This is a genomic window from Pseudoalteromonas sp. MMG012, assembly GCF_018100875.1.
GTDB lineage: Bacteria > Pseudomonadota > Gammaproteobacteria > Enterobacterales > Alteromonadaceae > Pseudoalteromonas > Pseudoalteromonas aurantia.
On record NZ_JAGJEF010000001.1, the window covers coordinates 19,428 to 44,627 of the forward strand.

Genomic DNA, 25,200 nt, shown 5'->3' on the forward strand with positions numbered 1-25,200 from the left:
TCACTTATACTCTGCATTCAGTGTTACACCTGAGAAAGTAGAGTAAGCATTGATGCTGATGTGATAAGTGCCAGCTGCTGGAGAACTGAAAGTACATGTTTCGCTGTTACCATTGTTCCATGAACGACAATCGTAGCTGCCACTTGTAGGACGGGCGCCAGCTTTAACATATAAATCAGCGTCACCAGTACCACCAGATGTTGTTACTTTAAAGCTGTTCATACCTGCTGGTACGTCAAGCGTATAATGTAACCATTGGTTTTTCGCTGCACCTAGGTTCGTTTCAGTACCGCCACCTGGCTGTGTAGTTCCGCCTGACGTTACATCACCTTTTAAGCTCACACCAGAGTATGCAGAGTAGGCACTTAACAATACATGATATGTACCTGCTGCAGGGTTAGCGATTTCACATACTTCACTAGTAGATGACTGCTCAGATTTACACGCGTTGTTAGTTTTTGTTGGGTTACTGCCCGCTTTTACATATAAATCAACATCACCAGAACCACCAGATGTTGTGAAGCTCACTTTAGTTGCGCCAGCTGGTACTTCAAGCGTATAAAAAGTTTCATTATTTTTTGCTGCACTTAGGCCTGTTTTAGCAACGCCATCTGTTAGTACATTATCGTTATTACCATTACCAGCTGCTTCAGCAACGGCTGCTGCTGCATCTACAATACCAGTACCACAGTTATTACATGTTGCTGGGAAGCTACGTGTCGTGTTTCTTAAGATAGTTTCAATTTCATCAGGCGTTGCATTTGGTTTTACTTGCTTGATGAGAGCCGCTACACCAGCAACATGCGGCGCAGCCATTGAAGTACCTTGTGAGTAATGGTAGCTGTCTGATACTGGGCCTGTGCTGCCTGAGTTATATGTTGATAAAACACCTTCAGAGTCGTTAGCAAAGCTTTGTGCGCCACCTGGTGCGGCTACATCAATAGATGTACCAAAGTTTGAGTAATAAGCACGACCACCGTTACGACCTACAGATGCAACGTTTACAACGCCATTACAGTTACCAGGATTGTAGTTATTTGCATTGTCGTTGTCGTTACCTGCAGCAATAACAACCACAGTACCGTTATTACGCGCTTGGTTGATGGCATTTTGTGTTGTTGCGCTACATGCGCCACCGCCACCTAAACTCATGTTGATAACATCTGCCGCATTGGCATTCGCTGGTACACCAGCAACTGAACCACCAGATGCCCAAATGATGCCATCCGCAATATCAGACGTTAAACCACCACATTTACCAAGTACACGGACAGGAACAACATTAGCGTCATAAGCAACACCAGCAACACCTTCGCCGTTATTTGTCACTGCTGCAACAGTACCCGCTACGTGTGTACCGTGCCAGCTAGAGTTGCGGTCAGCTTTTGGAGATGGTTGACCTTGTGCGTCAGTACCACACTCACCGCGAGTTGTCGCATCACCTGGATCGCGTGCATCGTTGTCACGTAGACCGCCATCATTTGCGACGAGCAAGTTAGAGATCATGTCATAACCTGGCAAAATGTTTGCATTTAAGTCTGCATGCGGGCGGTAACCTGTATCAAGTACAGCAACAGTTACACCTTCACCGGTTGCACTATCCCATGCTGTTGGCAAGTTCAAACCACCATTTGCTTCAAAATAGTGCCACTGATCTGAATAACGTGGATCGTTCGGCGTTGCGAATGGTTTTAGCATTTGGTCAATTTCAATGTATTCCACATTGCCTGATGCTGCGATTTCTTGCATTAACGCATTTGCTTCAATGGCTGTAAGCTTTTTGTTAACACGCATAACATGGTGATTCGCCAATGCCATGGGTCTTACATATTGAGTTGCTACTGCTGATTTTGTACTTTTGAACGACTGTACAAAGCTTTCTGCGCGTTGTTGAACATTCGCGTCAGACATATCTTCCATAGACATTGTCATCATTTGGCTGTTGTTTTCTTTATACTTAATGATGAACTGTGTGCCTAGAGTCGCTTGATCCTGCATTTTTACTGCTGTTTGCGCAAAGTTAATATTGTTATTTATCTCTGTTGCTAAAGCTGTTTGAGCAGTAAAAGCCGCTGTCATAGCGATTGAAAGTGCACCTAATTTTAGATTTCTTGTTGTCATAAATTTCCCCTAACTTGTTTTTGTTTATGCTTCTTATTTGCAAGAAGGTTAATGAAGGTAAAATTAAAGTTATTTTTTTTAAAGTGTTGTTTTGTTATGTGCACTATTGTTTTTGTTATAAGCAGCCATCTAAAGCGCTCAAAAAACACCCTAGTATTATGTTTTTATTACATTTTATTGAAATTAATTATTCCGTAAATTTGCTGATACAGGTCTGTAAATGAATGTAAACAAAGTGAATAAAATTCACATTTTAGTGAGAATATGCTTTTTTGACTGGAGTTTAAGCAAGTATTTCAGCTCAGAGTTCAGTTTTGTTACAATGCGTGCATAAATTTATTTTGACGAGTAAAAGTGTGCTGCAATTTGATGTTGTTGTAATAGGTGCGGGTGCTGCTGGATTAATGTGTGCTGCGCAGGCAGGTTACCGAGGCAGAAAAGTCGCCGTGGTTGATATGGGTAAAAAACCAGGGCGTAAAATATTGATAAGTGGCGGTGGACGTTGCAATTTTACCAACGAAGGGGCGTCGCCAAGTCAATATTTATGTGGCAACCCTCACTTTGTGAAATCGTGTTTAAGCCGATATACACAGCATGACTTTATTGAATTAGTTGACCGTCATGGTTTGGCCTATCACCATAAAACTTTGGGCCAGTTGTTTTGCGACAACAGTGCACAAGATATTGTTGATATTCTGATGACGGAATGCGAATGGGCTGGGGTAGAATATTTTTTACGCAGTGAAGTATTAAGTGTAAAGGCACAGCCAGAAGGTGGCTATGTGGTGATAACCTCAGAGCAACACTTCAAGTGTGATTCGCTCGTCGTCGCTGCGGGTGGGTTAACCATGCCGAAGCTTGGTGCAACACCTATAGGATATAAAATTGCTGAGCAGTTTGGGTTAAATGTGTTACCAACGATGGCAGCACTGGTGCCATTTACGTTGCATGATCATGATAAAGCGCGATTTGAAGGGCTGTCAGGCGTAAGTATTGCGTGTGATGTGAGCAGTGAAGATGGTACGGTATTTAAAGAGAATATCTTATTTACCCATCGAGGCTTATCGGGCCCCGCGATTTTACAGATCTCATCATTTTGGCAAGCAGGGCAAGCGGTCACGATTAACTTGTTGCCAGACCTTAACTTGTCAGACACCATACATCAATGGCGCGCAGAACAGGGCAGTAAGTCGCTTAAAAACAGCTTAAGCACCCTATTGCCAAAGCGTTTTATTGAAATTTTAATTACCGAACAAGCCATCCCAGACAAAGCGCTTAATCAATTAAGCCATACTGAAATTGATGCAGTGGCCAATTATATTCACAGCTGGACAATCAAACCCAATGGCACTGAGGGCTACCGCACCGCAGAAGTAACCTTAGGCGGCGTTGATACGGATGAACTCAGCTCAAAAACCTTTGAAGCTAAAAAAGCCAAAGACTTATACTTTATTGGCGAAGTGACCGATGTCACCGGTTGGTTGGGCGGCTACAACTTCCAATACGCATGGAGCTGTGGTTTTGCCGCTGGGCAAGTGTGTTAGTCATGTGTAGCGACAATAAAGTTTGCCCGTAGCAACTAAAGTTCGCCCTTAACACTCTTTTGAGACAATAAAGTTTGCCCGTAGAGGTGTCTGTAACTATACTTTTATCAATGCACTTTATTGAGATAAGCTATGCCCCGCGGACGAAAGCTTGAGTCTTTAAAAGACTATCAGAGAGCCCTTAAAAATAAGTATGGGATTGGCCAAGGCTCTGACTATAAACCTTGGCTTAGAATTCAGGATGTACCATCACCAGGTACTAGGTCATTAATCTTTGGCCGAAAGACCAGGCGAGACCATCACATGCTTTCTTCCATAGAAAGTGAACATTTCTATTTGGCTGAGTTCTCAGATAGTGTAGTTGATATAAGAGAACAATTTCCAATACTGCCACTTAATTACACACAGAAAGTAGCTAGTACTCTTGGTATTCAACATCCAACACACTCTAAAACTAAAGAACATATCATTATGACAACTGACCAGTTGCTTACCTTGGATAGCCCTCAAGGTATTTCTTTTCATGCTATATCTGTAAAGCCAGAAAAGGAATCAGATAATCGACGTGTACTAGAGAAAATTGATATAGAGAGAGTTTGTTGGGAGCTATTAGGTGTTAATTTTAGCTACTATGCAGGTAACGAACTAAGCAAGTGCCAAAGTCAAAATATTGATTGGGCAACGTCCCCATTTCGTGAAAACCCATCCTTTTTCTCTCATGAACAGATTGATTATGCACTTTCCACAATCAAGCTAGGTCAATGCTTTATCGAAGAGCTTTGTAATCAACTTGTTTTGATAAATGTTGTTTCAAATGACGATGCCCTTTCACTGATTAGGTACTTGATAGCAGAGAAATACATAGATGTAGATCTGTCGTTTAATATTCCTGAATCAGGAATATTAAACGTAAAAGAAATGCCTGTAGCTCAAAGGGGAGTAGCTAATGGAGCTTCGTAGAAATAGTATTTGGGAATTTAAGGACTCCGATTTAGCAGAGGATAGTGTTTACAGGGTATTGGATATTATGCATGATGTTGAGTCTGTAGTTCTATTTTCTCTTAATGGATCTTCGGCGACAGTTAGACCTATAGCGCTATCAATACAAGCATTTACTGAGCAGATAAAAAATCATAAAGCTACTAAATCAGTGTTCACTGTACCTAATTTTCTTCTGGTGGCTGAAGATAATATTTCAGAAGATCATATTGCACGCAGAGACAAAAACTATAACCTGATCAAAGATATTATTGTAGACCGAGCTTTTCTGTTCGATTATGCAACAAAGAAACGTACACCGCGACTGGCTGAATACGCACGTAAAGTAGGATTAGAGCGTAAAGCTTTAGCCAGGCTATTAACTCAATACTGGCGATATGGGCAAGATAAAATGGCTCTTCTTCCTGCATTCTCAAAAAGTGGGGGGTTAGGAAAAGAAAGAAAGCCAACAAACAAACCATTGGGAGCACCTAAACAACCAAGGACTGTAGCGGTAGAAAGAGCAGAAAAGTACATTGTTTCTGATACTGACAAGGCTATGTTTAAGCTGATTCTTAAAAAATACTATCTTAAAGTGTCTGGCTTGACGCTGGTAAAAACATATAAAAAAATGCTAATAGATAAATATGCAGACGAAGTAAGGCTTGCTGATGCCTGTGGAAAACCTCCATTTGTTCCTACCTTAAAACAGTTTAATTATTGGAGTAAAAAACTATTTTCTAAAGATGAGATCATTAAGCAAAGAACATCTGAAAATGATTATCTAAGAAATAAAAGAGGTTTATTGGGAAGTGTCATTCAAGATAGCTTTTTACCAGGGGCTCACTTTGAAATAGATGCAACCGTCGCGGATGTTCATATAGTATCCGAACTCGGCTCTCAGCACATACTGGGTCGACCTACGATTTATATCGTGGTTGATAGGGCTAGTAGGATGATTGTTGGAATGCACGTTTCGCTCTATCACGCCTCATGGCGTGCAGCTCGACAGGCACTGGTAAATTGCTTTTTACCTAAGTCTAATTACTGTCGAGAATTTGGAATAGATATAAATAACTCTAAATGGCCTTGCGCGCATATCCCAAAAGAACTTGTTTGTGATAATGGTGAAATGGTTGGTCTGGAGCCAAGAAAAGTTCTTACACCTATGACCAAGTTATCTTTCACTCCACCTTATAGACCTGATGGCAAAGGGGTAGTAGAGAAACGGTTCGATATTCTTAATAAAGAAGTTATTCATGATTTTTTGGGTACAACGAAAGGAGGAAACGTTGTCCGAGGGAGTAGGGATCCAAGAAAGGATGCGATATATACATTAAAAGAAGTCACTACTGAAATAATTAAAGCGGTGCTTGAGCACAATAGCTCGATATTTGATGATTTGGCTTTCTCTAGTCAACTGTTAATAGAAAACGACTTATCTCCAACACCAGTAAATTACTGGAAAATTCACGTAATAAAACATAAGCATGAATTGCAATCTGCCAACCCTGATGAAGTAATCGCTCGTTTGCTCCCTCCTGCTGAAGTGAGTATGACAAGAAGTGGAATTCACTTTAAAGGCCTGTATTACTCCTGTCAGGAAGTTGAAGATCTAGATTTAACGTCAATTGCAAGAACATCGGGACAATGGCGTCTAGAGGCTCGAATTGATGAAAACACAACAAATTACATTTACGTGAGACTGGATAAAAATCAGGGTTTTACTCGATGCTCTTTAATGTCTCGTAGTCGTATGTTTAGTAACAAATCAATGATTGAATCAGACTTCATACAAGACTGGCTTGATTCAAAAAAAGAGCTGGCACCTATAACCGTTGCATCTATTGATGATCATAAAAGTCGTAATAAAATGACTAAAGAAGCTAAGCAACGAAATAAAAACTCTAAAACAATTACCTTCGCTGAAAAAACAAAAAATATACGTCAAAATCGCCAAGAAGAGCTTGAGGCGACCACTAATATACTCACGGCCAAAACAGAAAATCAGAAAGTTGATTCCACACTCGTTCCAAACGTAATTGAAAATAAAGTGGCTGTTTTACCACAAGGAAGAAAAAGGAAAATAAAAGGGGATAATTTATGAGTACAGTTAAAGCTATTTACCATCAAGCTATTCTTCCTGAACATCAAGGTAATCCTTTAATAGAGGCACTCCCTCCTAAGTTACCTTGGGAACAAGTTATGGAGGTATTTAGTAACTACCCCGATTATGCAGAAGATATATCGGAACACCCTGATCCATTAGTTAGGGAAGAATATCTCAATCGTATAGATGAGATTAGGCAACCACTAACTGAATATGAAGGATGCTTTAGAGCTATCGAAAGAGCAATAAAAAAAGGATATTCATCAAAAAATCCATTTACGCCAACTACAGCTCAATATCTACACTATCCTGTCGATGAAAGACCAGATATTGAACCTAGGACTGGCTTTTTTAAACCAAAAGGAGAAGGATTGACACTCATTGGTGAAAGTGGTGTAGGTAAAACATCAATGCTTGAACAAACACTTAGTTATTTTCCAAGTGTCATTGAACACGACTCCTACCATAACAAGCCCGTTGAGTTCAAAAAACAAGTTGTTTGGGTAAAGGTTGACTGCCCGAGTAATTCAAGTGTGAGGGATTTGTGTGAAGAAATTCTTTCTTCGCTAGACCTTTCATTAGAGCAAGTAAAGACGAAGCCAGCGTCAAATATTGGAACACTCATTCGTCAATTAGAACAAAATATAAAGTCTAGTTTTCTTGGGGTGTTAGTGATCGACGAGATGCAAAACTTACAATTTAAGCGAACAGGTGGTGAAAATAATCTTCTCCGTTTTTTACATAGATTGGTAAATAAGCTAGGCGTCCCACTTTTTTTTGTTGCTAACCCCCCATTTGATAAAAGTTTAATTACAGAGTTAAAATCAGCTAGACGAGCAGAGAGTGCGTACCACCGTAAAATGTCTGCGCTTTCAAAAGATAGTGAATCGTGGAAAGCCTTTATCAAGCAGTTATGGAATTACCAATGGACTAACATTTACACAGAATTAAACGAAGATCTTAATTCTGCTTTACATAGACTTTCTGTTGGTAATATTGATATGGCAAGTCGTACATATCGCGAAGCCCAAAGATTAATTATTGGTGATGAGGATGAAAGGATTACCGTATCAACTCTCGAAGCAGGTAATGCAGTGGCGTGTGGCTTATCACGACAAACAAAAGAAGTTAGTAAGCTGAAAGTAAAAATGAATTTACCGAGCGGAAAGCCACGTCGGGGACAAAAGGCTGACCAAGTAACTAAAGTGAATATAGATAAGACGGGTGATATTACTAAGCCTCAACATCCTGAATTTTCAGCTAAGCTTATTGAAATCATCGATGCTGTAGATCTTTCAAGTAGAATAAAAAATCCAGATCTATTTCAACAAGCAGCAGATATTGATGATCCAATAGCCTATTTAAGATCTCGATATGTCTTGTTAGATGACCCTTTGGAGCAGTTTAGATAGAATAGTCTAAAATGTAGATAGTAGCCTTACCAAAGGTGTCTCAATGCAACTACCTACAACATTACCTGATGAAACTCTATTCAGTCGATATATACGGCATATGACTATTCTAGGTATGAATGAAAAGGATTATCTAAAAAGGTTATTTAATAAACCTCGTGCCAGCATACATCCATATTTAACCATTGGAATAACAAAGGCATCTCAAATATCTAAGGAGAATGCAGCCAAAATTTATAGAGAACAAACTTTAGGTAGACTCTTTTCTTATTTCTTACCTCATAGGTCAACAAATATATATAAGGCTTTGCTAGCCGAAGATGGTAATACGGCGATTCGAACATGTCAGTTGGTAAGTTTCAAAGAGTCAGAGACATTATCGCTTAAGTACTGCCCCATATGCGCTAAAGAAGATATGAGTTTTTATGGTGTCTCGTATTGGCACCTCACCCATCAAGTACCAGGTGTGGAAGCTTGCCCGTCACACAAGGTTTGGCTTATTCACCATAAGTTACCAGAAAGGCCACACCTTAAATTACAATTATTACCAATAACTTCTGATGAAGCACAAATTTGCTCTGAGCTTAGTTATGAATTTGCTAGATTCACTGATGAATTTTTAAGAAGAACTGCTGTAACCAATGATTCATTTGACCAGAAGCATTTATTAAAAAGAATTCAAGAACGAGGCTACACGCTTGGGGAAAAGCGATTTAATAGAGTCGAATTAACGTCAGATTTATTCAATTTCATAAAAGGGTTAAAGCATAACGATCCAAATCTATTACCATTCTCTGAAGACGATTATAGATATTTATCATATTTGCTGTCAGGAGAAGTATCTCAACATCCTTTTAAATATCTAATAGTTGATTTTTGGCTTAATAATACGGCAAAGTCAGTCAAGGCTGAGTTAGCGGAAAAGATGGGAACATCTGAAAAAGTGAAGAATGAAAATGTTGCAAGGCAATGTGTCAAATTACTAAAGCAGCAGGAGTCTTTAGCCGAAATAAGCAGGTGTATAGGTAAGAGCAGATGTTATGTTAAATCTGTAGCATTGAAGAATAATATACCATTTCAAAAGAAGCCTTATATACTAACCGATAACATTGTAAAACAAATTATAATACTGGCTTACAAAGGCTTTCATCGTAAGGCCATTGCAAGGCACTTTCATATTTCTACAGGGAGCGTTGAGCAAATAATATCATCGGAACCCGGACTGGTTGAAAAAAGGCGACGGTATAAGTTCGAATCCAAAAGGCGCAGATACAAGGCTCAAATAATAAGAGCTTTACAGCTAAAACCCAAAGCGATAAAGCAAGAAATCAAATCGTCTTGTTATGCTGCTTTTCATTGGCTTTATGCCCATGAAAGAAACTGGCTAAATTCAGCTTTACCTTCTTCCACAAAACCCCAAGTTCGTTCAAAAATAAACTGGGAAGAAAGAGATGTTAAATTAGCTTCTAAAGTTAGAGTTGCCATGCATAATACCAGTAGCTCTATCTCTCTAGCTGAATTAGATAAAATGCTTGGTGGTCATGGGTGGCTTATACAAATGCAGCACAAGCTACCTGTAACTATGGCTGTGTTTAATAAATTAGAAGTAGAATAAAGTGGTAACCACTAGGTCTGAAAGAGAGCTAGTGGAAGCAGGAACTGAATTAGCTCTTTAAAACAAAAGAGCAATACCAGTTAGAGTCAACTTCCAAATCATAGTCTGATGCGGGTCGATACGTTTTAGACAACTTTAACTTTTCTTCATATGACAACTGAGCAGACTTCTGTGTCAATGGATTAATGATACCACTATCATCAATTAATTAGAATATGCTATTATTATCAGTATTATTTGATTAATATCATCAATTTCAATGATAAGCTCAGCACAAATACTCGATTGTCTTTTATATTTCAAAGGAAGTTTTTTAAGAAAGGAGCTTTGCAATATACTTTCAATTTCTCCTGCTAGCGCTACGCGAGAAATTAAAAAGTATCGAGAATTGCATGAAACAAATATCAATTACGATGTGAGTAATAAACGTTATGTGGCATCTAAAGAGTTCACTCCTCAATACACTCATGATACTAACTTTGCTTTAAATTTAATTTTTGAGAATAAGTTAATTATTGAAACTTCAAGAGTAAATTTCAGTGCAACCAATGAGCTCCCGGTACAATTACCTAATCAAGATATAGCCGCACAAATATCTAGAGCTTGCTTTTTAAAACAATGTGTATCAACCACCTATTTGGCTGCAAATTCTAAAAATGCCTTTAGAACAATTTCACCACAACAGATCTTTTGCATAGGAAACCTTTGGTATGCAAGAGCATTTTCAAAAGAATCCGGTAAAAATGGTGAATTTAGGACTTTTAAACTTGTCAGGTTTCTAAACTCAAAATTATCATCTGATGCGTTCGTAGTTCAATTAGATAGCGAATGGGAGACAAATATATATCTAACCCTTGCACCTCATACAAAACATCAACAACAAGAGAGCTTGCGCTTAGATCTTGGGCTTAATGATGAGCCTGTAATAAACATTAAAACAAATGAAGTTCTTGCGGGTTATTTACTTCATGACCTTCATGTTGATTGCTCTCTACACGCCTCTCTTGATCCTTTGACTTATCAATATCAATTAATGAATAGGCACGAACTGGAAGATATTGGCTCAATGATATTAGCTCCAGGGTTTGAAGGTTAGATTGGTTGGTCAATTTATAAGATGGGTTTAGAGTTGAACCGTATTAAGTTTTCTTAATTACCATAAGTAATACCATGATTTTACCACTTCCAGATGAAACTCTTCATAGCCTGATTATTAGAAATGCTATGGTGGATACTGGCTCATTAAGACAAAAAGAATTAGGTTGGGTAATTTCTTACCATGGGTATTGGAATAATTATCCTAAAGTGAGCACTAATAACTTATTAGCTGAATATCCTAAAGTGAGCACTAATAACTTATTAGCTGAATATCCTAAAAATTTGATTTATGAGTATATCTTGAATAGATTGCCCGCAGTTGGCTGCTTCTGCGAACCGAGTTACCTTGATCTTACTTCAATATATAAAAACCTCTTTAATAGTGATTCGTTTTTTAATGATAAATTTGTAATAGATAATTGTAATATTTGGCAACCCTCTGTTAGTTATTGCCCTGAGTGTTTTAAAGATCAGATATTCCAATATGGTGTTTGTTATTTTAAATGTAGTTGGTACGATTCTTTAAATTGCGAAGTACACAATACAGAGCTTTCTGTAATAAAAAGAAAATTTAGAGCCAATAAGCTTAATAATATATATTCTGAGCTTTACAGAGCGATGACTGTTTTATAGATTTAGGCTCCTCTCCCAGTAACGCCTGACTCATTACCCAGCTTTGGTTTCAAAGCCTACGCGTAAAAATGATTGTGGTTTGCTCAATAAAATAGAGTTACGGGCAAACTTTAAGGGAACTGCACAAGCGATCATTATAATTTAAAGGGTGAACATTGCCCTAATGGCTAGAATTGCGAATCAGACCTATGCTCAAATGTCACCGACCCCTTTTATTACTTTTATTTAGTGATCACGTATTAGATAAGTAAGCCCCATAACACATAAATTTAGTAACACACTTAATAAGTTAAGTGATATTGTAGGTTTTCATTTCAGTGGCTATGGATGGTGATTATGTTTGTAAGTGAGCTTATTGTTGAAAATTTTAGGTGCTTCGGGGAGAAAGAAAATAAACTAACGCTTCCGTTGCAAGTTGGTCTAAATACATTAGTTGGCGAAAATGATGCTGGGAAAACTGCTATCATTGACGCATTGAGAATGATTTTTGGCACTCGAGATCAGGAAAGTCTCAGGCCTAAAGTTGATGACTTCCATTGTTCCCCTCAAGGAATTCAGGCAAAAGAATTCTCAATAGAAGCTCTTTTTATAGATTTATCTCTCGCTGAGCAGGGCTATTTTGCTGACTATTTAACTTACCAGCCTGAAACTGAGCATAACCCTGTTGTTTTAAAAGTTACGCTAAATGCAGTTCTACGCAACGGAAAAGTAAGAACTACAATTTTTGCAGGTCTTCCAACTTCAGCTCATGGGCTAAAGGAATTAAATGCTGATGTGAGAGATAACCTTCGGGCTACCTACCTTCGTCCGCTTCGCGATGCAGAAAAAGAAATGGATGCAGGGCGAAACTCACGAATTTCAAAAATATTGCGAAAGCAATCTGCAATAGATCTCGGTGAAAATGAAATTGATTTATCTTCTGTATCTGAAGATAAGTTTGGTGAAGTTATTGATAAGATAGGTGTTGTTGGTATTGCTCGCCTAGTGAATCAACTTCTAGAAAGACAGCCAGCGATAGGTTCAACAACAGAAACCCTTAATACAAATTTTTTGAAGCCATTACAAATGTCTGGAGATAACCTTCAGGCTAAGTTAGGTATTGGACCTAATGCAGATGAAGAAGCGCTCAAGAGGCAGATGTTAGAGAAAATTGGTATCTCTTTGGATAATATCGGTGGTAAACGTGGATTAGGTTCAAATAATTTACTATATATTGCATGTGAAATGCTTCTTCTTGCTGACTCTAAAGATGAACCTGCCTTACTTATTATTGAGGAACCTGAAGCTCATTTACACCCTCAACGACAATTAAAGTTAATCCAATATCTCCAAAGCAAAGTCCAAAAACATAAAGAAGATCACTCTGTTCATTTACAAATAATTCTATCAACTCATAGCCCTACACTAGCTTCAAAATTACCAATTAAATGTATGACGATGATTAACAAAGGGAGAGTGCTACCTTTTAATGCTGCTGGCCTGCTACCTGAAGATGATTGCACTTTTCTAGAACGCTTTATTGATGCAACAAAATCGAATTTATTTTTCTGTCGAGGAGTGATGATTGTTGAGGGAGACGCAGAGAACTTATTAGTTCCTTCTATAGCTAAACTACTTGATAAGGACTTCACTGAAAATGGTGTGTCTATTGTCAATGTAGGACATACAGGACTTAGTCGGTACGCAAATATATTTTCTGGTACAGAAGCTTACCCAAACCCAGGAATTAATGTTGCATGTTTGCATGACTGGGATCTAATCCCTTTTCCAGCAGCTCGTGAACTTGAACTTGATAGTGTAAAAGGTAAGCAACAACTCGAGTTACTGTGGAATAGTGCATATGAAACTATCCAAGGTGGGGGAGCTCCAGACTTTCAAGAATTAGATGCTGCGCTGCCTAAAAATATGATTTCTAGCCTTGCTGGAAACGAATTAGATGATAGGAAAGTCAAAGGAGTTGAGCGTGAATACAAAGGGAATTGTGTTAAAGGTTTTTACTCTGGTCCTTGGACATTGGAATACTCTTTAGCGTTTCATGGTTTAGCAAAAGAAATGACAGTAGCAGCTTGTTTGGCTAAAGCCGAACACTCGACTGTGTATGATAAGTCTAAGCAAGCGAAGGTTGTGACAGCTGCTGAAAGTTATTATGAATTCTTAGCGGGGCAATATACGGATATCGGTGTATTGGCGGGTAAAATCTATGAGCTTTTCTTGAATCCAGTTAGTATATCTGACTACATAGGTGATGAAAACGCCTCATTGATTATGAAGAAAAAGGCTTCAAAAGCTGCTGCTGGTCAGCACCTTGGTGTATTACTAGAAAATATAGATGATCAGCTGATGTGTGACGAAGGCTTGGAATATGATCGCGTAGCTTACTGGAAGGGAGTGCTTCCGCCGCCATTGATAGAGGCAATTAATCATGTTATTACAATAGCAACTCCTTTGGCGCTTGAGGGCGATAGTGATGAATAGTATTCGCTCGTTGCTAAGCTGTAATCAGAACAAAGATGAACCTCCATTTTCTGAGGAAGATATCAAATGGGTAGAATTAGTTTTAGGGTTAAAAAATGGTTTTGATCAGCATCAAATAGCCGTTTTACAAAACCTTGATGAATTAGATGTTGAGGCATGCCCTGGTAGCGGAAAAACAACAGTACTAGTTGCTAAGTTAGCTCTATTATCACGTTATTGGACATCAAAAACGAAGGGGATCTGTGTTCTGTCTATGACAAATGCAGCAAGAGAAGAAATTCAGGAGCGGCTAGGAAGTACATTTGAAGGGCAAAGGCTTCTTCGTCACCCTCATTTCATAGGAACTATTCACAGTTTTTTTAGTGATTTTTTAGCTAAACCATATTTAAACTCAAGAGGCATTCCATTAGTTAGTATTGATGATGATCTTTGTCGCTCTCAAAGGCGTAAGTTGCTACAAAAAGAAAATTACTTCCTCTTAACTGATCACTTTGTTGCAGAGCAAGTTAAGAAACGGTTAGATAATATTTCTAGTTCGAAACCTACTTCGATAAAACATATTGAAGCTCAGCAATGGTTAGCTGATCACGAGAAGAAAGATGTGTCAGAAAGGCGATTGGGCATTCCTATTTATTGGAAGATAGTTGATGAGTCTTATAACGCCGTTCGTGTGAGTGCTTTCGGAGGAGATCAGCCGTTAGATCTTACTGCAGATCTAGAGTTGTTACTTAAAAAATGCCTCGAAGAGGTGGTGAGAAAGGGCGTTTTGTGTTTTAGTGATATCTTTGTTTTCTCTAACGCACTAATGAATACATCTGAAGATGTATATAAATTAATTAGAGCAAGATTTCCTCTTCTGTTTATTGATGAAGCTCAAGATACCTCCTCTTCTCAGGCTGAAATGCTTCACAAACTTTTTTTATCTGAAAGACCTGATGTAGATATAGTTACGAGGCAGAGACTTGGAGATGCTAATCAAACCATCTACACTTTTGAGCCTCCCATTCCGCCAGATGGATTAGATCCATACCCTTCATCAAATATTCTTAAGTTGACCTTACCTGTTAGCCATAGATTTGATCAGAGTATTTCATCAATAGCTATGAACTTTGAGACAAATCCTTTAAGCGTAGATATGAGAGGAGTGAGAGCTACTTCTAATGGAGGTTGTAACCATTGTGTATTGGTGTTTACTGAAGAGACCAGAAGTTTTGTTATTCCAGCATTTGCAGAACTTCTATCAAAGGAACTAGCCTCTTTTGAGCTTGAATCTGCAAATGTGAAGGTGTGTTCCCATGTACATGAAGAGAGGGATGGAGCTCCTTCAACTGAAGAGTTTGCAAGAACTATTAGGGATTATTATACGCCATATATTGCTGATAAGATGACTAAAGAATATCAGCAGCATAGCTACTTAATTGATTACCTAAATCATGGATGATATCTTATTAGAGATACCAAGAGCCTATCTGTAGGTATGGAAAAGTTTGCCGAGGGTGTATTGAGAGCTTGCTTTTTGATCTGTAGTGATAGCCTCGATAATATCAAAGGCACAAGTTTTTCGAAGATTAAGTCAGTGGCAAATAAACATCGAGCTATTAAGCGTGAAGTCGGTGATGCTTTGTCAGAAGTCTATACCCAACTTGTTCTGCAGTCATTGACTAGCTCCAATAGAGTAGATGAGCATAGCTGGGGAACTTTAACTGCAGCTGTTCTCAAGGTGATTAGATCTCTTATAGATAGAGCTGATATCGATCTAACTGGAATCAAGTTTCTTGATTGGCATGAAGTGGACCTTCCTGATAGTCAGCTCGAAGAAGGCACGGGCGAAAGAAATAACTTATATAGGCATAAATTCAATGGCAGTGAGGGCGCAATTGAACTTAGGATTGGTACTATCCATTCGGTCAAGGGTCAGACTCATACAGCTACTCTATTGCTTGAAAGCACAAATAGGGGGCCAATACTTGGTCAATTGAAGCCTTATCTTCTAGGAGAATTAAAAGCTACTGAAGCAACTGGTTTGCAAAAGGGTTGGATAAACACACTTTATGTTGGGTTAACGAGGCCCACTCACCTCATTTGTTTGGCTATTCCTGAATCTCATAAAAAAACAGCCAAAAGTAACATAGATTGGACAAGTGAAGACTTTGAAAGACTAAAGGCTAATGGTTGGAAAGTGGCTAGGGTTAATGAAAAGCTCCTGTTAGATTTTATTTAGGTGCACTACGGGCAAACTTTAAGGTATAAAACTTTCCTTACGGGCAAGCTTTATTATCGCTACACAAGTGTTTTCTGATAAATAAAACGAAGACTTTTGATTCAGCAACGAAGACAATCTCTTTATAATATACAGCTAAAATAGCTTAAATCATTGATAGTTAAGCCATATAGATAGTCTTCGTTTCTTGAAAGGCATGTTTACATATTTTGGACTTTTTGACTCGTTCTTAGTTTTTTAAGCTCTTCATCTAAATTATCCGTTATGATAACAAGCTTTTTATCGGGCTTTTGATACCGACCAAAAAGATCTTTCTTTAATCTTTCAAACCCATCAGCATATTTCGGATATTTTTCAAGAAACTTTAAAAAAGCAAAGGGTGCAACTGTTCCTATTCCTATGCCAACTCCTGAGGCAATGTAACTTAGTACTATTTCTAAAGTTATCGAACCCTCGCTTGCCTTCTGGAGTGACCAAACTACACCATCTTCGCCTTCGCTATATAAGGGCAACCCATTGTCTTTGTTCATCAATTCAAGCTCTGATAATGTACTTATAGTTACATCTAGTATTGAATCTGATACTACTCCAAGTTGCTTAAGCTCTGCGTAATACCCTGTGGTGAATAATGACTCTGGTTTGTGTTCATACACGGCGTCAATTGATAATTTGATGCGGACTAACTCTTGTGATTGCTGAAGTTTTGAAATTTGGGGTGTCCGATATAACTTTTTATCACCAAGCAATAAAGGTGAAGGAGTTGTAGTCTGAGCATCGTTAACCAACTCTGCTGATGTATCACTAAATAAATCTTCAGATTGCTCTAGAATGAATTGCTGTAAAAACTTATCTATACGGATGTTTAGTTTAAATGGAGGAATTGTGCTGCCGTCTTTCTCTTCAAAATAAACTTTAGCTTTTGCTTTATCTACACTATTTTTAAGCGCATTGAATCGTCCAAAATCAGCTATGTTTTTCTCGTTAATATCGCTTTTAATTAACTCTATAAGCAACTCTTTATCAAGCCCAAGTACTTCCACAACAACGTTAATTCGAGCATTTTCCGCATTGTCTTGGTAATCATTAATATAGTCTCTAAAGCTTTTTTCTTCAGATAACTGCGCATCACCACGCTGTAAATCATGTAAAAACAATTTAGCGTATTTTTGCTCGCTTTGAGTAAGTGATGAAAATGATTTATGCAACTCGTTAAGTGTAAGTTCAGTAGAGGCTTTATCATAACCTTGATCTAATTCTTTTAAATATTTATCAAAGCGACTATTCATGTAGTCGGCATCAATTTTACCTGTATAAAACTCGGTCAAGTAGCCACTAATATCAAAGGCAACTTCAGCCCCACCAGTGCTAACATTTTCTGCTTTACTTGCTAGTTCTTTATAACGTTGTACAAGGCTTATGTATGTTTGCTCATTTAGTGCAAGCGTTACCTCGTGTTCATTATTTTCACCACATGCATATGTCAGCTTATCCCAGCGCAAACCTTGCACCTTTGCCGACTCTAAGTGTTGGTTAAATGTTTTGAATAATTTAGCAAATTTAGCACAAGCTTCTGTATCTTCAGGTAATTTTTCGAAGTTTTCAATACCCGTACTTTCAAACAGCTCGGCAATGTCAGCCGATAAATCATTCATGGCTTCAAGATTGCTTTCTATGCGGTCTACAAATAAACCAATAGGTCGGTCACCAGAATAGAGTTTTACCGCATCATTTATGTGCTGCTCCATAGTGTGTGGGTAGCGGTAATAGCGAATGATGCCATGTGGTTTATCGGGGCCAAATAAGCGGTTGGTACGTGAAAATGCTTGGATAATATTTTGGTATTCCATTACCTTGTCCAAATACAAGGTATTGAGCCACTTGGAGTCAAAACCGGTTAGCATTTGGTTGACTACTATCAGTAAATCCAATTGCTGAGCAGGCTTAGTATGAATACGTTCGTAAGGCTTTTTATGAGCAAGACGTGCGGCTAAATCTTTTTTAAAGGCTGCATGGCGAGCAAAGTCAAACTTCTTCCCGTAGCGTTCATTATAGTCGGCCATTATTTCGTCTAGGCCATCACCTTTAAACGTTGGGCTGCGGTCGTTTCCACCATCATTATCAATATTAGGGTCAAATAAAGCTGATACTTTCAGCTCGGGCTTCGCTACCTTTAGCCTACGGTAGTAATCAATAGCCTCACTAATACTGTTAGTTGCTAAAATCGCGTGAAATTTACTTCCTTGGCTAAGCACATCCCATTCATTTAAAATATCCGTTACCACTTTTTCTTGGTGGGCATCAGTTAAATATTGGCTTTTAGGTACATAGTCTTCAATTCCTTTGTGGTACTTTCCCATGGCATCTTTGTGGCCTACCATAGCCACGTCGTTCATAAAGTGGTTAAACTTTTTCTTTTTCGCAGGTTCAGCCATCGCATCAACTACAGAATCGGCTTTAGCTTGGGCTAAGGCAACTTCTTTTCTTAAATCGCTGTCTTTAAAGGTAGGTACTTTATAAGGGTCAAAACCTAATACATTACCGTCCCGAATTCCATCAGCAATGCTATAACGATGCAGCTCGTCACCAAAAACATCTGCGGTAGTGTTTTTATTGACTTGGTTTTCATCATGAATTGGTGTGCCGGTAAAGCCAAAAAATAAAGCGTTAGGAAATGTCTTTTTAATCTTAATTAACATACCTTCGTTATCTTCTTTACCCGCACTCATGGTAGAGCGATGCGCTTCATCAATAATGAATACAATGCGTTTTGAACGCATTATTTCAAGATCAGCCGAGTTAGTGACTGTACCTTCATCATCAACGGTGTCAGAAATATTACTTACTTTTTGAATCGAGCTAACAATTAAGGTGTCAGATGGTTTAGAGCTTTTTAGTTTAGTGACTAATACATCGGTATTTTCAGTGGCTTGCACCTCTTCACCATCACCAGCAAAGTTGCGATATTCTTCTAGCGACTGGGTACCTAGCTCAATTCTGTCCATTAAAAACAGAACTTTATCAGCGTCTTTAGACTGTGCAATGAGCTGCGCTGATTTAAAGCTGGTCATGGTTTTACCTGAACCCGTGGTATGCCATACAAAACCGCCTAATCGGTCACTATTAGAGCCTATTTGCTTCCACTTTGTTTTAGCTACTTTATCGGAGATAGCTTTGGCGGCTGCTATTTGGTAACTGCGCATTACCTTTAGCACGCCATCGGTATCATCGGCCACGGTATAAAAGCCGATTAATTCATGTGCCATAGGAATCGACAACAGGTCAGATGTAACATCTTTCCAGTTGTTTTTGGGCTCGTTCATAAAATCAGCCCAGTTAAATTGATAGTCAGGATTAAACTTACCGTCTAGTCCCGGGTTAGCAAAGTATTTGGCCTCGTTCGGTTCCATCGCCACAAACACTTGAATAAGTGAAAACAGCCCACTAAAAATGCCTTCTTTGCTGTATTTTTCAATTTGGTTTACCGCTTGGCTTACTGGTACACCGCTTCGCTTAAGCTCAACATGAATCACCGGCATACCGTTAATTAATAACAATACATCGCCACGCCTGTCGTTACGAAGTGGACTACCGCGTTCAAACTTAGGTTGCTGTACTATTTGATAGCGGCTTTGGCCTGCGGCTATTTCTTGGCGGTCATATATTTTTAAGCTGACTTCTTTGCCTAAGTGCTCAGGGTCGGCAGGGTTATCACGTTTAATAGCAACCGTTTTGCCATTTATTAAACCATTGAGCTTGAGCGGCGTTTTCAGCTCTTTTATTTGTTCAATAATTTTCTGCATTTCGCTCATCGTAAGCGGTACATCATTTAAACGGTCACGTTGGCGATTATTTTCAAATAAAATGGTCGCCCAGTTTTGAAGTAAATCAGCCTCAGTTTTATTTTTTAGAACAGGATACTCACCCCAGCCCTTTTGCCTAAGAATTTCAATAAAAGCCTGTTCAAATTGTGCTTCGGTTTTAAACGTAGTCATGTTTCTATCATGCTCCTTGCTAGACAAACATCTTCTTCAAGCAGGCCTGCTTGATGTTATTAAGTTTGGTGATTTTTTGTTGGTGTTGGTTAATAAGGTCATCAAGCTTTAGGAAGTAGTTGCCTATGGCGGTTTGTTCTTCAACAGAGTTGGGAATTGTTATTTTTATTGCACTCATAACATTATTCATTAGCTTAGGATTACCGACATGAGAAACATGTCTCCAAGCTTCTTTGTTTAATATTTCTGCAATAGCGTTGTTTGCATAACCTTCATTTGACAAGAGGACGCCGTTGACATTCGTGCTATAGAACTTTCCTTCCCTAAAATTTACAGTACCAGCATTAGCGCCATCAGTTGTCCATGTGATCGCGCTTTCAAATAAGTACTCATGATAAAAACCCATCAAACCATTATTTTTTGTTTGTGATGAATATACTGGATAACATTTGTCAGGACTTGGTGTTGGGCTTGTTTTCGTTGTAGCCAAGACACTACCACGAGTAACAGTAAATAGGTCACAAATAGCCTTCTTCTCCCACTCCCCATGAAACCCTTTAAAACGGATTTCTGGGGTGGTTTCGCCTTGTTTAGGAAACATTTTTTCCAGCATGGCTTTTTTAATGTTACTGAGCTTGTCATGTTTTTGTTGATGTTGGTTAATTAGGCTATCGAGCTTTTGGAAGGTGTTGCCTATTTGGGTTTGTTCTTCTCTGGAAGGCGTCTGAATTTTTGTCCCTAGGATAGTTCGGTTATATAGGTGCTTAATTGTGCTTCCTTCTATCCCTTCCCATTCCACGATAGAATAAAATTGTTTTAAAAATGAATTTACAATAGCGCCATCATGCTTAAGCCATACAACATTTGAATCTTGAAAATATTCGTCTTCACCCGTATATTCTACAACTCTACCTATGCTACCTATCACTGAAAATAATAGATCTCCTTTTTCAGGAAACGGATATCGCTTTTTATAATCATCAAAAAGCTCTTGAGAGATAAACAGTTTTGGCTCCCTGCCAAAAGTACCAATTTTATAAAAAGGTACATCGCCGATTAACGAAGTTTCATGAATAAAAATACGCTTATTTGTTGCAACTGAACCAAGTTCTCCTAATGAGAACAGCTTCCATTCGCCATCGAAACCTTTAAACCGTATTTCAGGGGTTTTCTTTTCTACATTCATCTTATTCGCCCTTCAACAAGTTGGTCAGTTCTACCAAGCCTTGCTGATCAAACTCATTACCCGTCAGTTCATCCATCATTTCGGCTAATTCTTGTTCGGTGGCTTTTATTTCACTCGCTACTTGTGAATAAGTTGTCGCATATTTATCGGCAAGGGCTTGAACTTGAAGGGTGAGTTGGCGAATAATATTGCTTGGCATTGCGGCCAATTCTTGGCTAAGTGGCTCAATCCACTTTAGATATAATAGTTCATTCACCTGCTCATCGGTTAAATTTTCGATGGTGTTTTTTGTTTTTAGGTGCAAGGCCATTGCAGCTTCTTTAACTGCTTTTTTCAAGGCTTTTTCTTCGTTAATTAGTTTATTAGCTGCAATTATCTTTGCTTCGTAGCTTTCCTGTTCAAACTTAACTTTGCTGTCTTTTTGCTCTTTTAGGAATGCTTTAGCTGCTTTACCAACTTCAGCATTTACAAAAGCGTCTTTACTTTCTTTGACGGTGTCTTGCTCTTTATCCTCTTCGGTCAAGGATTCAAAAATGCCTTCTAGGCTACTGGCGACTTCACTTAAACGAGTTTCTTGTCTTGCTAAAGCTTGTAATTCTTCGCTCAAATGAGTTTGTTGCACTAAGTCAAACGGCAGTATATGGCCTTTCCAAGGGGTATTAGGGTCTTGCACCTCGGTATCTTTACCTGCCTTCTTCTTTATCACCATGTTGGCATCCACTTGTTTAGTGGCGGCAAAGCTTTCGGTTTGCATCATTTCTAAGTCGGCGCTAATGATTTGCCATTGGTTATTTTGATATTGGTAAGCTTGGTATTTATCAATAAGGGCAATGGGTGCTAGGCGGCTGAACAACTCTTCACTAAGGTCTGCTTCGACTTGATCACGATTAACGGTTTGCCACTCTTGAATAAGGGTAGTATTTAAATAGTCCTCATAGCTATTATTACCATTAGCACCTGTAAAAGCTTGGTTATAAGTGGTAATAAACTCCAGCACTTGCGGATGTTGGCTAATGGTATCGTTTACCGACTCTTTGGTAACGGCAAGCTCACTGTATGCTGCGGATTTTGGCTTGAATAAAGCATCGTGCAGGTGTGGTAAGGCTTGCCAATAACTTTGTAAACTGGCGATTTCATTGTTGGGGATACCACCTAACATGGTAGCGTGTAAATCCCAACTTTGTGCTTCGGCAGAAGAATCAACATAACGCGGTATATTTAAATTATAAGCGTTGTCGCAAATGGTTTGCTTGCTTACTACTTTTGAGAATTTGTCGTTACTTTCACGATTAATATAAGCATCGGCAATACGCTTAATATCAGACGCTTGTAACTTATTGTTTTTACCTTCTTTAACAAAGTATTTAGAGGCATCAACAATCAGTACGTCAGTGTTTTGTCGTTTTTGTTTCAATACGATAATAACGGTTGGAATACCCGTGCCAAAAAAGATGTTGGCCGGTAAACCGATAATGGCATCAATGTGATTTTGCTCAATTAACTGTTCTCGAATTACACCTTCTTCGCCGCCACGGAATAAGACACCGTGCGGTAATACAATGGTCATAATGCCATCGGGTTTTAGGTGGTATAGGTCGTGTAATAAAAAGGCAAAATCAGCTTTTGTTTTAGGTGCTAACCCAAAGCGTGAGTAGCGAGGGTCACTGTCTTTAAAGCTTGGATCCCAAGCTTGTGAATAAGGCGGGTTTGATACAACTGCATCTACATACAAAGGCTCGTAAGTTGCTAGTGGGTCGCTTTCATCAAAATATGGCCAATCATCTTCTAAGGTGTCACCATTTCGGGTGGTGATGTTGTTTGGTTTAATACCACGCATGATTAGGTTCATACGAGTTAAGTTATAGGTAGGCTCTTTTAGTTCTTGCGCAAAGTATTGTATGTCATCTTTACTTTTTGCATATTTAGCGACAGAGCTACCTATGTTTATCAGTAATGAGCCTGAGCCTGAAGTTGGATCGTAAATTTTAATTTTGTCTTTATGTTTTAACTCATGCGCGGTGATTTCGGACATAAGCAATGACACTTCGTGTGGCGTGTAAAATTCGCCTGCTTTTTTACCTGCATTTGAAGCAAACTTTTCAATTAGATATTCGTAGATATAACCCAGCACATCGTAACCAAGTTTGCTGTCCATAGGGATGCTTTTAATTAGGTGTAATAGATCACTGATGGCTTTAGTACGTTTACCTGAACTTTCACCTAACTTACTAAGACCCGTTTCAAGTGTGGTAAAAATACCTTCAAACAATTTTTTGTGATTTGGATGGATAAGCCTAGCAAAGGCAGATAGCGCATCACGCACGTTTGATTCATCAAAATCTGCTTTTGGATCAACCCAAGTAGAAAATAAATTATCGTAAGAGATAAAATAGCCTAGCTCTTTTTTCACGTATTCTAGGGTTTCTGGATCGTCTTCACTTAAGGCTTTTATATCATCTTCAGTCATGCCTTGTTCTTTTACAAAGCTGACTAGTTGATCACTGACATACTTATAAAAAATAAAGCCCAAAATAAAATCTTTGTAATCGTTCGCTTCAATTTTAGAACGCATCTGGTTGGCTGATTCCCAGATTTTGGCTGCTAGTTGTTGCTTATTCATAGTTAAAACTGTTCCTAATTCTTAAGTAGAGCCTAAACACATGAGTCTATGGTTTAAGCTTCAAAAAATTCTTCGTCTATTTTCTTCAGGTGTAATACCTGTTCATCTCTGCTGCCAATGTTATATCTCAGCATGAGCTTCGCTAATTCATTTCCGTCAATCAGTACGATACGTGTACCTAAATCTTGTGCCGTTTGTTTTGCTGATGCTGTGAATTCAGATGTTGTAATGAAGATACCTTTTTGTGCTTTCTTAAGGTTTAACGCACCGAAGAAGTCTCGAATGTCACCAGCACCAACGTTATTACCTTCAGCGTAACGTTTAGCTTGAATATATATTTGATCGACACCTAGTGGGTCTTGGTCAATAACACCGTCAACACCATTATCTCCCGTTTTACCAAGGGCATGTGCTGCGCCTTCGCCAGCACCACCGTAACCCATAGCAATGAGAAGCTCGATCAATAAATCTTCAAAGAAATCAGGGGTAACTTTTCGGGTGCGTTCTAAAATATCTTGGGCTAGCGCTTCATTAACTTTTTTATACGCAGCTCTTAATATTTCATCAGGCGTTGAAATGTTTTCTTGCTCAAGGAGATTGGATTCACTTTCAGCTTCGATGTCATCATTACTTTTTTGCTTAAAAGCAATGAATTCATCAAACTTCTTGAAATATTTATTGTTGATATCCACATTTTCTAACAGGGCTTCTTTGCCGCGAGGAGTTATAACAAAATGTGTCCTACGAGTAGCCTCTAACAAACCAGCTTTGGTTAAATATGTACGTGCCCAACCAACTCGATTATCTAATATACTTTGCCTGCCACTTGGCAGCGTTTCAGACTTTTCTTTATCAGATAAATTGAACTGCTCGGCAAGTTGATTAATGACATCACGAAGCTTTATTTCATTGCCATCTGCTGCATTTGCGGCTTCCAAAAAAGGACGCATAAATTGTTGATAATTGGGGATCACACTATATCCTTATTTATTGTTTTTGTTCTTCAATCCATTTTTCTAAATCAATACGCTTAAACCGCCATGACCCGCCAACCTTAAACCCCGGTAGCTTTCCTTCACTCGCTAGGCGATAAGCCGTTTTTTCATTCAACTTTAGGTATGTTGCAACCTCTTGAATTGTCAGTATTTCGTCTGTCATTGCTCTATCTCTATAATGAACAAAGATAGAATATGAG

At 38.6% G+C, this 25,200-nt stretch carries 16 protein-coding genes; 10 read left to right on the forward strand and 6 right to left on the reverse strand.

What is annotated here, in order from left to right:
• Nucleotides 1-2,121, reverse strand: a complete 2,121-nt coding sequence (locus tag J8L97_RS00105; RefSeq protein ID WP_211047435.1) for a S8 family peptidase — start codon at nt 2,119-2,121, stop codon at nt 1-3.
• Between the two features lie 356 nt (nt 2,122-2,477).
• Here J8L97_RS00105 and J8L97_RS00110 point away from each other — a divergent pair, with 356 nt between their 5' ends.
• From J8L97_RS00110 to J8L97_RS00155, 10 genes are all read left to right on the forward strand, one after another.
• On the forward strand, nt 2,478-3,665 hold the full coding sequence (locus tag J8L97_RS00110) for an NAD(P)/FAD-dependent oxidoreductase (protein ID WP_211047436.1): 1,188 nt from the start codon (nt 2,478-2,480) through the stop codon (nt 3,663-3,665).
• Between the two features lie 132 nt (nt 3,666-3,797).
• Nucleotides 3,798-4,625, forward strand: coding sequence for a TnsA endonuclease N-terminal domain-containing protein (locus J8L97_RS00115; protein ID WP_211047437.1), 828 nt, complete (start codon nt 3,798-3,800; stop codon nt 4,623-4,625).
• Complete coding sequence (locus J8L97_RS00120; protein ID WP_211047438.1) at nt 4,612-6,750, forward strand: DDE-type integrase/transposase/recombinase; 2,139 nt, start codon at nt 4,612-4,614, stop codon at nt 6,748-6,750. Before J8L97_RS00115 ends, J8L97_RS00120 begins: the two co-directional genes overlap by 14 nt.
• Nucleotides 6,747-8,165 (forward strand): ATP-binding protein, encoded by a 1,419-nt coding sequence (locus J8L97_RS00125; RefSeq protein WP_211047439.1) that lies wholly within the window; start codon nt 6,747-6,749, stop codon nt 8,163-8,165. Before J8L97_RS00120 ends, J8L97_RS00125 begins: the two co-directional genes overlap by 4 nt.
• Before the next feature lie 43 nt (nt 8,166-8,208).
• Nucleotides 8,209-9,780 (forward strand): TnsD family Tn7-like transposition protein, encoded by a 1,572-nt coding sequence (locus J8L97_RS00130; protein WP_211047440.1) that lies wholly within the window; start codon nt 8,209-8,211, stop codon nt 9,778-9,780.
• A gap of 259 nt (nt 9,781-10,039) precedes the next feature.
• Complete coding sequence (locus tag J8L97_RS00135; RefSeq protein WP_211047441.1) at nt 10,040-10,876, forward strand: WYL domain-containing protein; 837 nt, start codon at nt 10,040-10,042, stop codon at nt 10,874-10,876.
• A gap of 74 nt (nt 10,877-10,950) precedes the next feature.
• Nucleotides 10,951-11,511, forward strand: a complete 561-nt coding sequence (locus J8L97_RS00140) for a hypothetical protein (RefSeq protein ID WP_211047442.1) — start codon at nt 10,951-10,953, stop codon at nt 11,509-11,511.
• A 336-nt stretch (nt 11,512-11,847) separates the two neighbouring features.
• Entirely contained in the window at nt 11,848-13,986 is a 2,139-nt protein-coding gene (locus tag J8L97_RS00145; RefSeq protein ID WP_211047443.1) for an ATP-dependent endonuclease, read from the forward strand.
• Complete coding sequence (locus J8L97_RS00150) at nt 13,979-15,427, forward strand: UvrD-helicase domain-containing protein (protein ID WP_211047444.1); 1,449 nt, start codon at nt 13,979-13,981, stop codon at nt 15,425-15,427. Before J8L97_RS00145 ends, J8L97_RS00150 begins: the two co-directional genes overlap by 8 nt.
• 36 nt (nt 15,428-15,463) lie before the next feature.
• Complete coding sequence (locus tag J8L97_RS00155) at nt 15,464-16,207, forward strand: hypothetical protein (protein WP_211047445.1); 744 nt, start codon at nt 15,464-15,466, stop codon at nt 16,205-16,207.
• A 200-nt stretch (nt 16,208-16,407) separates the two neighbouring features.
• Here the strand turns inward: J8L97_RS00155 and J8L97_RS00160 are convergent, their stop codons facing one another.
• From J8L97_RS00160 to mads1, 5 genes are read right to left on the reverse strand one after another with little or no spacing between them, the layout of a single operon-like run.
• Complete coding sequence (locus tag J8L97_RS00160) at nt 16,408-20,199, reverse strand: type I restriction endonuclease subunit R, EcoR124 family (protein WP_247688475.1); 3,792 nt, start codon at nt 20,197-20,199, stop codon at nt 16,408-16,410.
• A 19-nt stretch (nt 20,200-20,218) separates the two neighbouring features.
• Nucleotides 20,219-21,385, reverse strand: coding sequence for a restriction endonuclease subunit S (locus J8L97_RS00165; RefSeq protein WP_211047446.1), 1,167 nt, complete (start codon nt 21,383-21,385; stop codon nt 20,219-20,221).
• Between the two features lies 1 nt (nt 21,386).
• On the reverse strand, nt 21,387-24,005 hold the full coding sequence (locus J8L97_RS00170) for a type I restriction-modification system subunit M (protein WP_211047447.1): 2,619 nt from the start codon (nt 24,003-24,005) through the stop codon (nt 21,387-21,389).
• Nucleotides 24,006-24,058: 53 nt separating this feature from the next.
• Nucleotides 24,059-24,979: a restriction endonuclease gene (locus J8L97_RS00175; RefSeq protein WP_211047448.1), complete on the reverse strand. Its 921-nt coding sequence runs from the start codon at nt 24,977-24,979 to the stop codon at nt 24,059-24,061.
• A 13-nt stretch (nt 24,980-24,992) separates the two neighbouring features.
• The gene (mads1, locus tag J8L97_RS00180; RefSeq protein WP_211047449.1) at nt 24,993-25,163 is read right to left on the reverse strand and encodes a methylation-associated defense system helix-turn-helix domain-containing protein MAD1; all 171 of its coding nucleotides are present in this window, start codon (nt 25,161-25,163) and stop codon (nt 24,993-24,995) included.
• Nucleotides 25,164-25,200: the final 37 nt, after the last annotated feature.

What these genes read in the sequence shown, in the direction of transcription:
- J8L97_RS00135 (WP_211047441.1), top strand. Translation starts at nt 10,040, where the DNA reads ATGATAAGCTCAGCACAAATACTCGATTGTCTTTTATATTTCAAAGGA.
- J8L97_RS00125 (WP_211047439.1), top strand. Translation starts at nt 6,747, where the DNA reads ATGAGTACAGTTAAAGCTATTTACCATCAAGCTATTCTTCCTGAACAT.
- J8L97_RS00115 (WP_211047437.1), top strand. Translation starts at nt 3,798, where the DNA reads ATGCCCCGCGGACGAAAGCTTGAGTCTTTAAAAGACTATCAGAGAGCC.
- J8L97_RS00155 (WP_211047445.1), top strand. Translation starts at nt 15,464, where the DNA reads ATGGAAAAGTTTGCCGAGGGTGTATTGAGAGCTTGCTTTTTGATCTGT.
- J8L97_RS00150 (WP_211047444.1), top strand. Translation starts at nt 13,979, where the DNA reads ATGAATAGTATTCGCTCGTTGCTAAGCTGTAATCAGAACAAAGATGAA.
- J8L97_RS00165 (WP_211047446.1), bottom strand. Translation starts at nt 21,385, where the DNA reads ATGAATGTAGAAAAGAAAACCCCTGAAATACGGTTTAAAGGTTTCGAT.
- J8L97_RS00160 (WP_247688475.1), bottom strand. Translation starts at nt 20,199, where the DNA reads ATGACTACGTTTAAAACCGAAGCACAATTTGAACAGGCTTTTATTGAA.
- J8L97_RS00105 (WP_211047435.1), bottom strand. Translation starts at nt 2,121, where the DNA reads ATGACAACAAGAAATCTAAAATTAGGTGCACTTTCAATCGCTATGACA.
- J8L97_RS00130 (WP_211047440.1), top strand. Translation starts at nt 8,209, where the DNA reads ATGCAACTACCTACAACATTACCTGATGAAACTCTATTCAGTCGATAT.
- mads1 (WP_211047449.1), bottom strand. Translation starts at nt 25,163, where the DNA reads ATGACAGACGAAATACTGACAATTCAAGAGGTTGCAACATACCTAAAG.
- J8L97_RS00145 (WP_211047443.1), top strand. Translation starts at nt 11,848, where the DNA reads ATGTTTGTAAGTGAGCTTATTGTTGAAAATTTTAGGTGCTTCGGGGAG.
- J8L97_RS00120 (WP_211047438.1), top strand. Translation starts at nt 4,612, where the DNA reads ATGGAGCTTCGTAGAAATAGTATTTGGGAATTTAAGGACTCCGATTTA.
- J8L97_RS00170 (WP_211047447.1), bottom strand. Translation starts at nt 24,005, where the DNA reads ATGAATAAGCAACAACTAGCAGCCAAAATCTGGGAATCAGCCAACCAG.
- J8L97_RS00140 (WP_211047442.1), top strand. Translation starts at nt 10,951, where the DNA reads ATGATTTTACCACTTCCAGATGAAACTCTTCATAGCCTGATTATTAGA.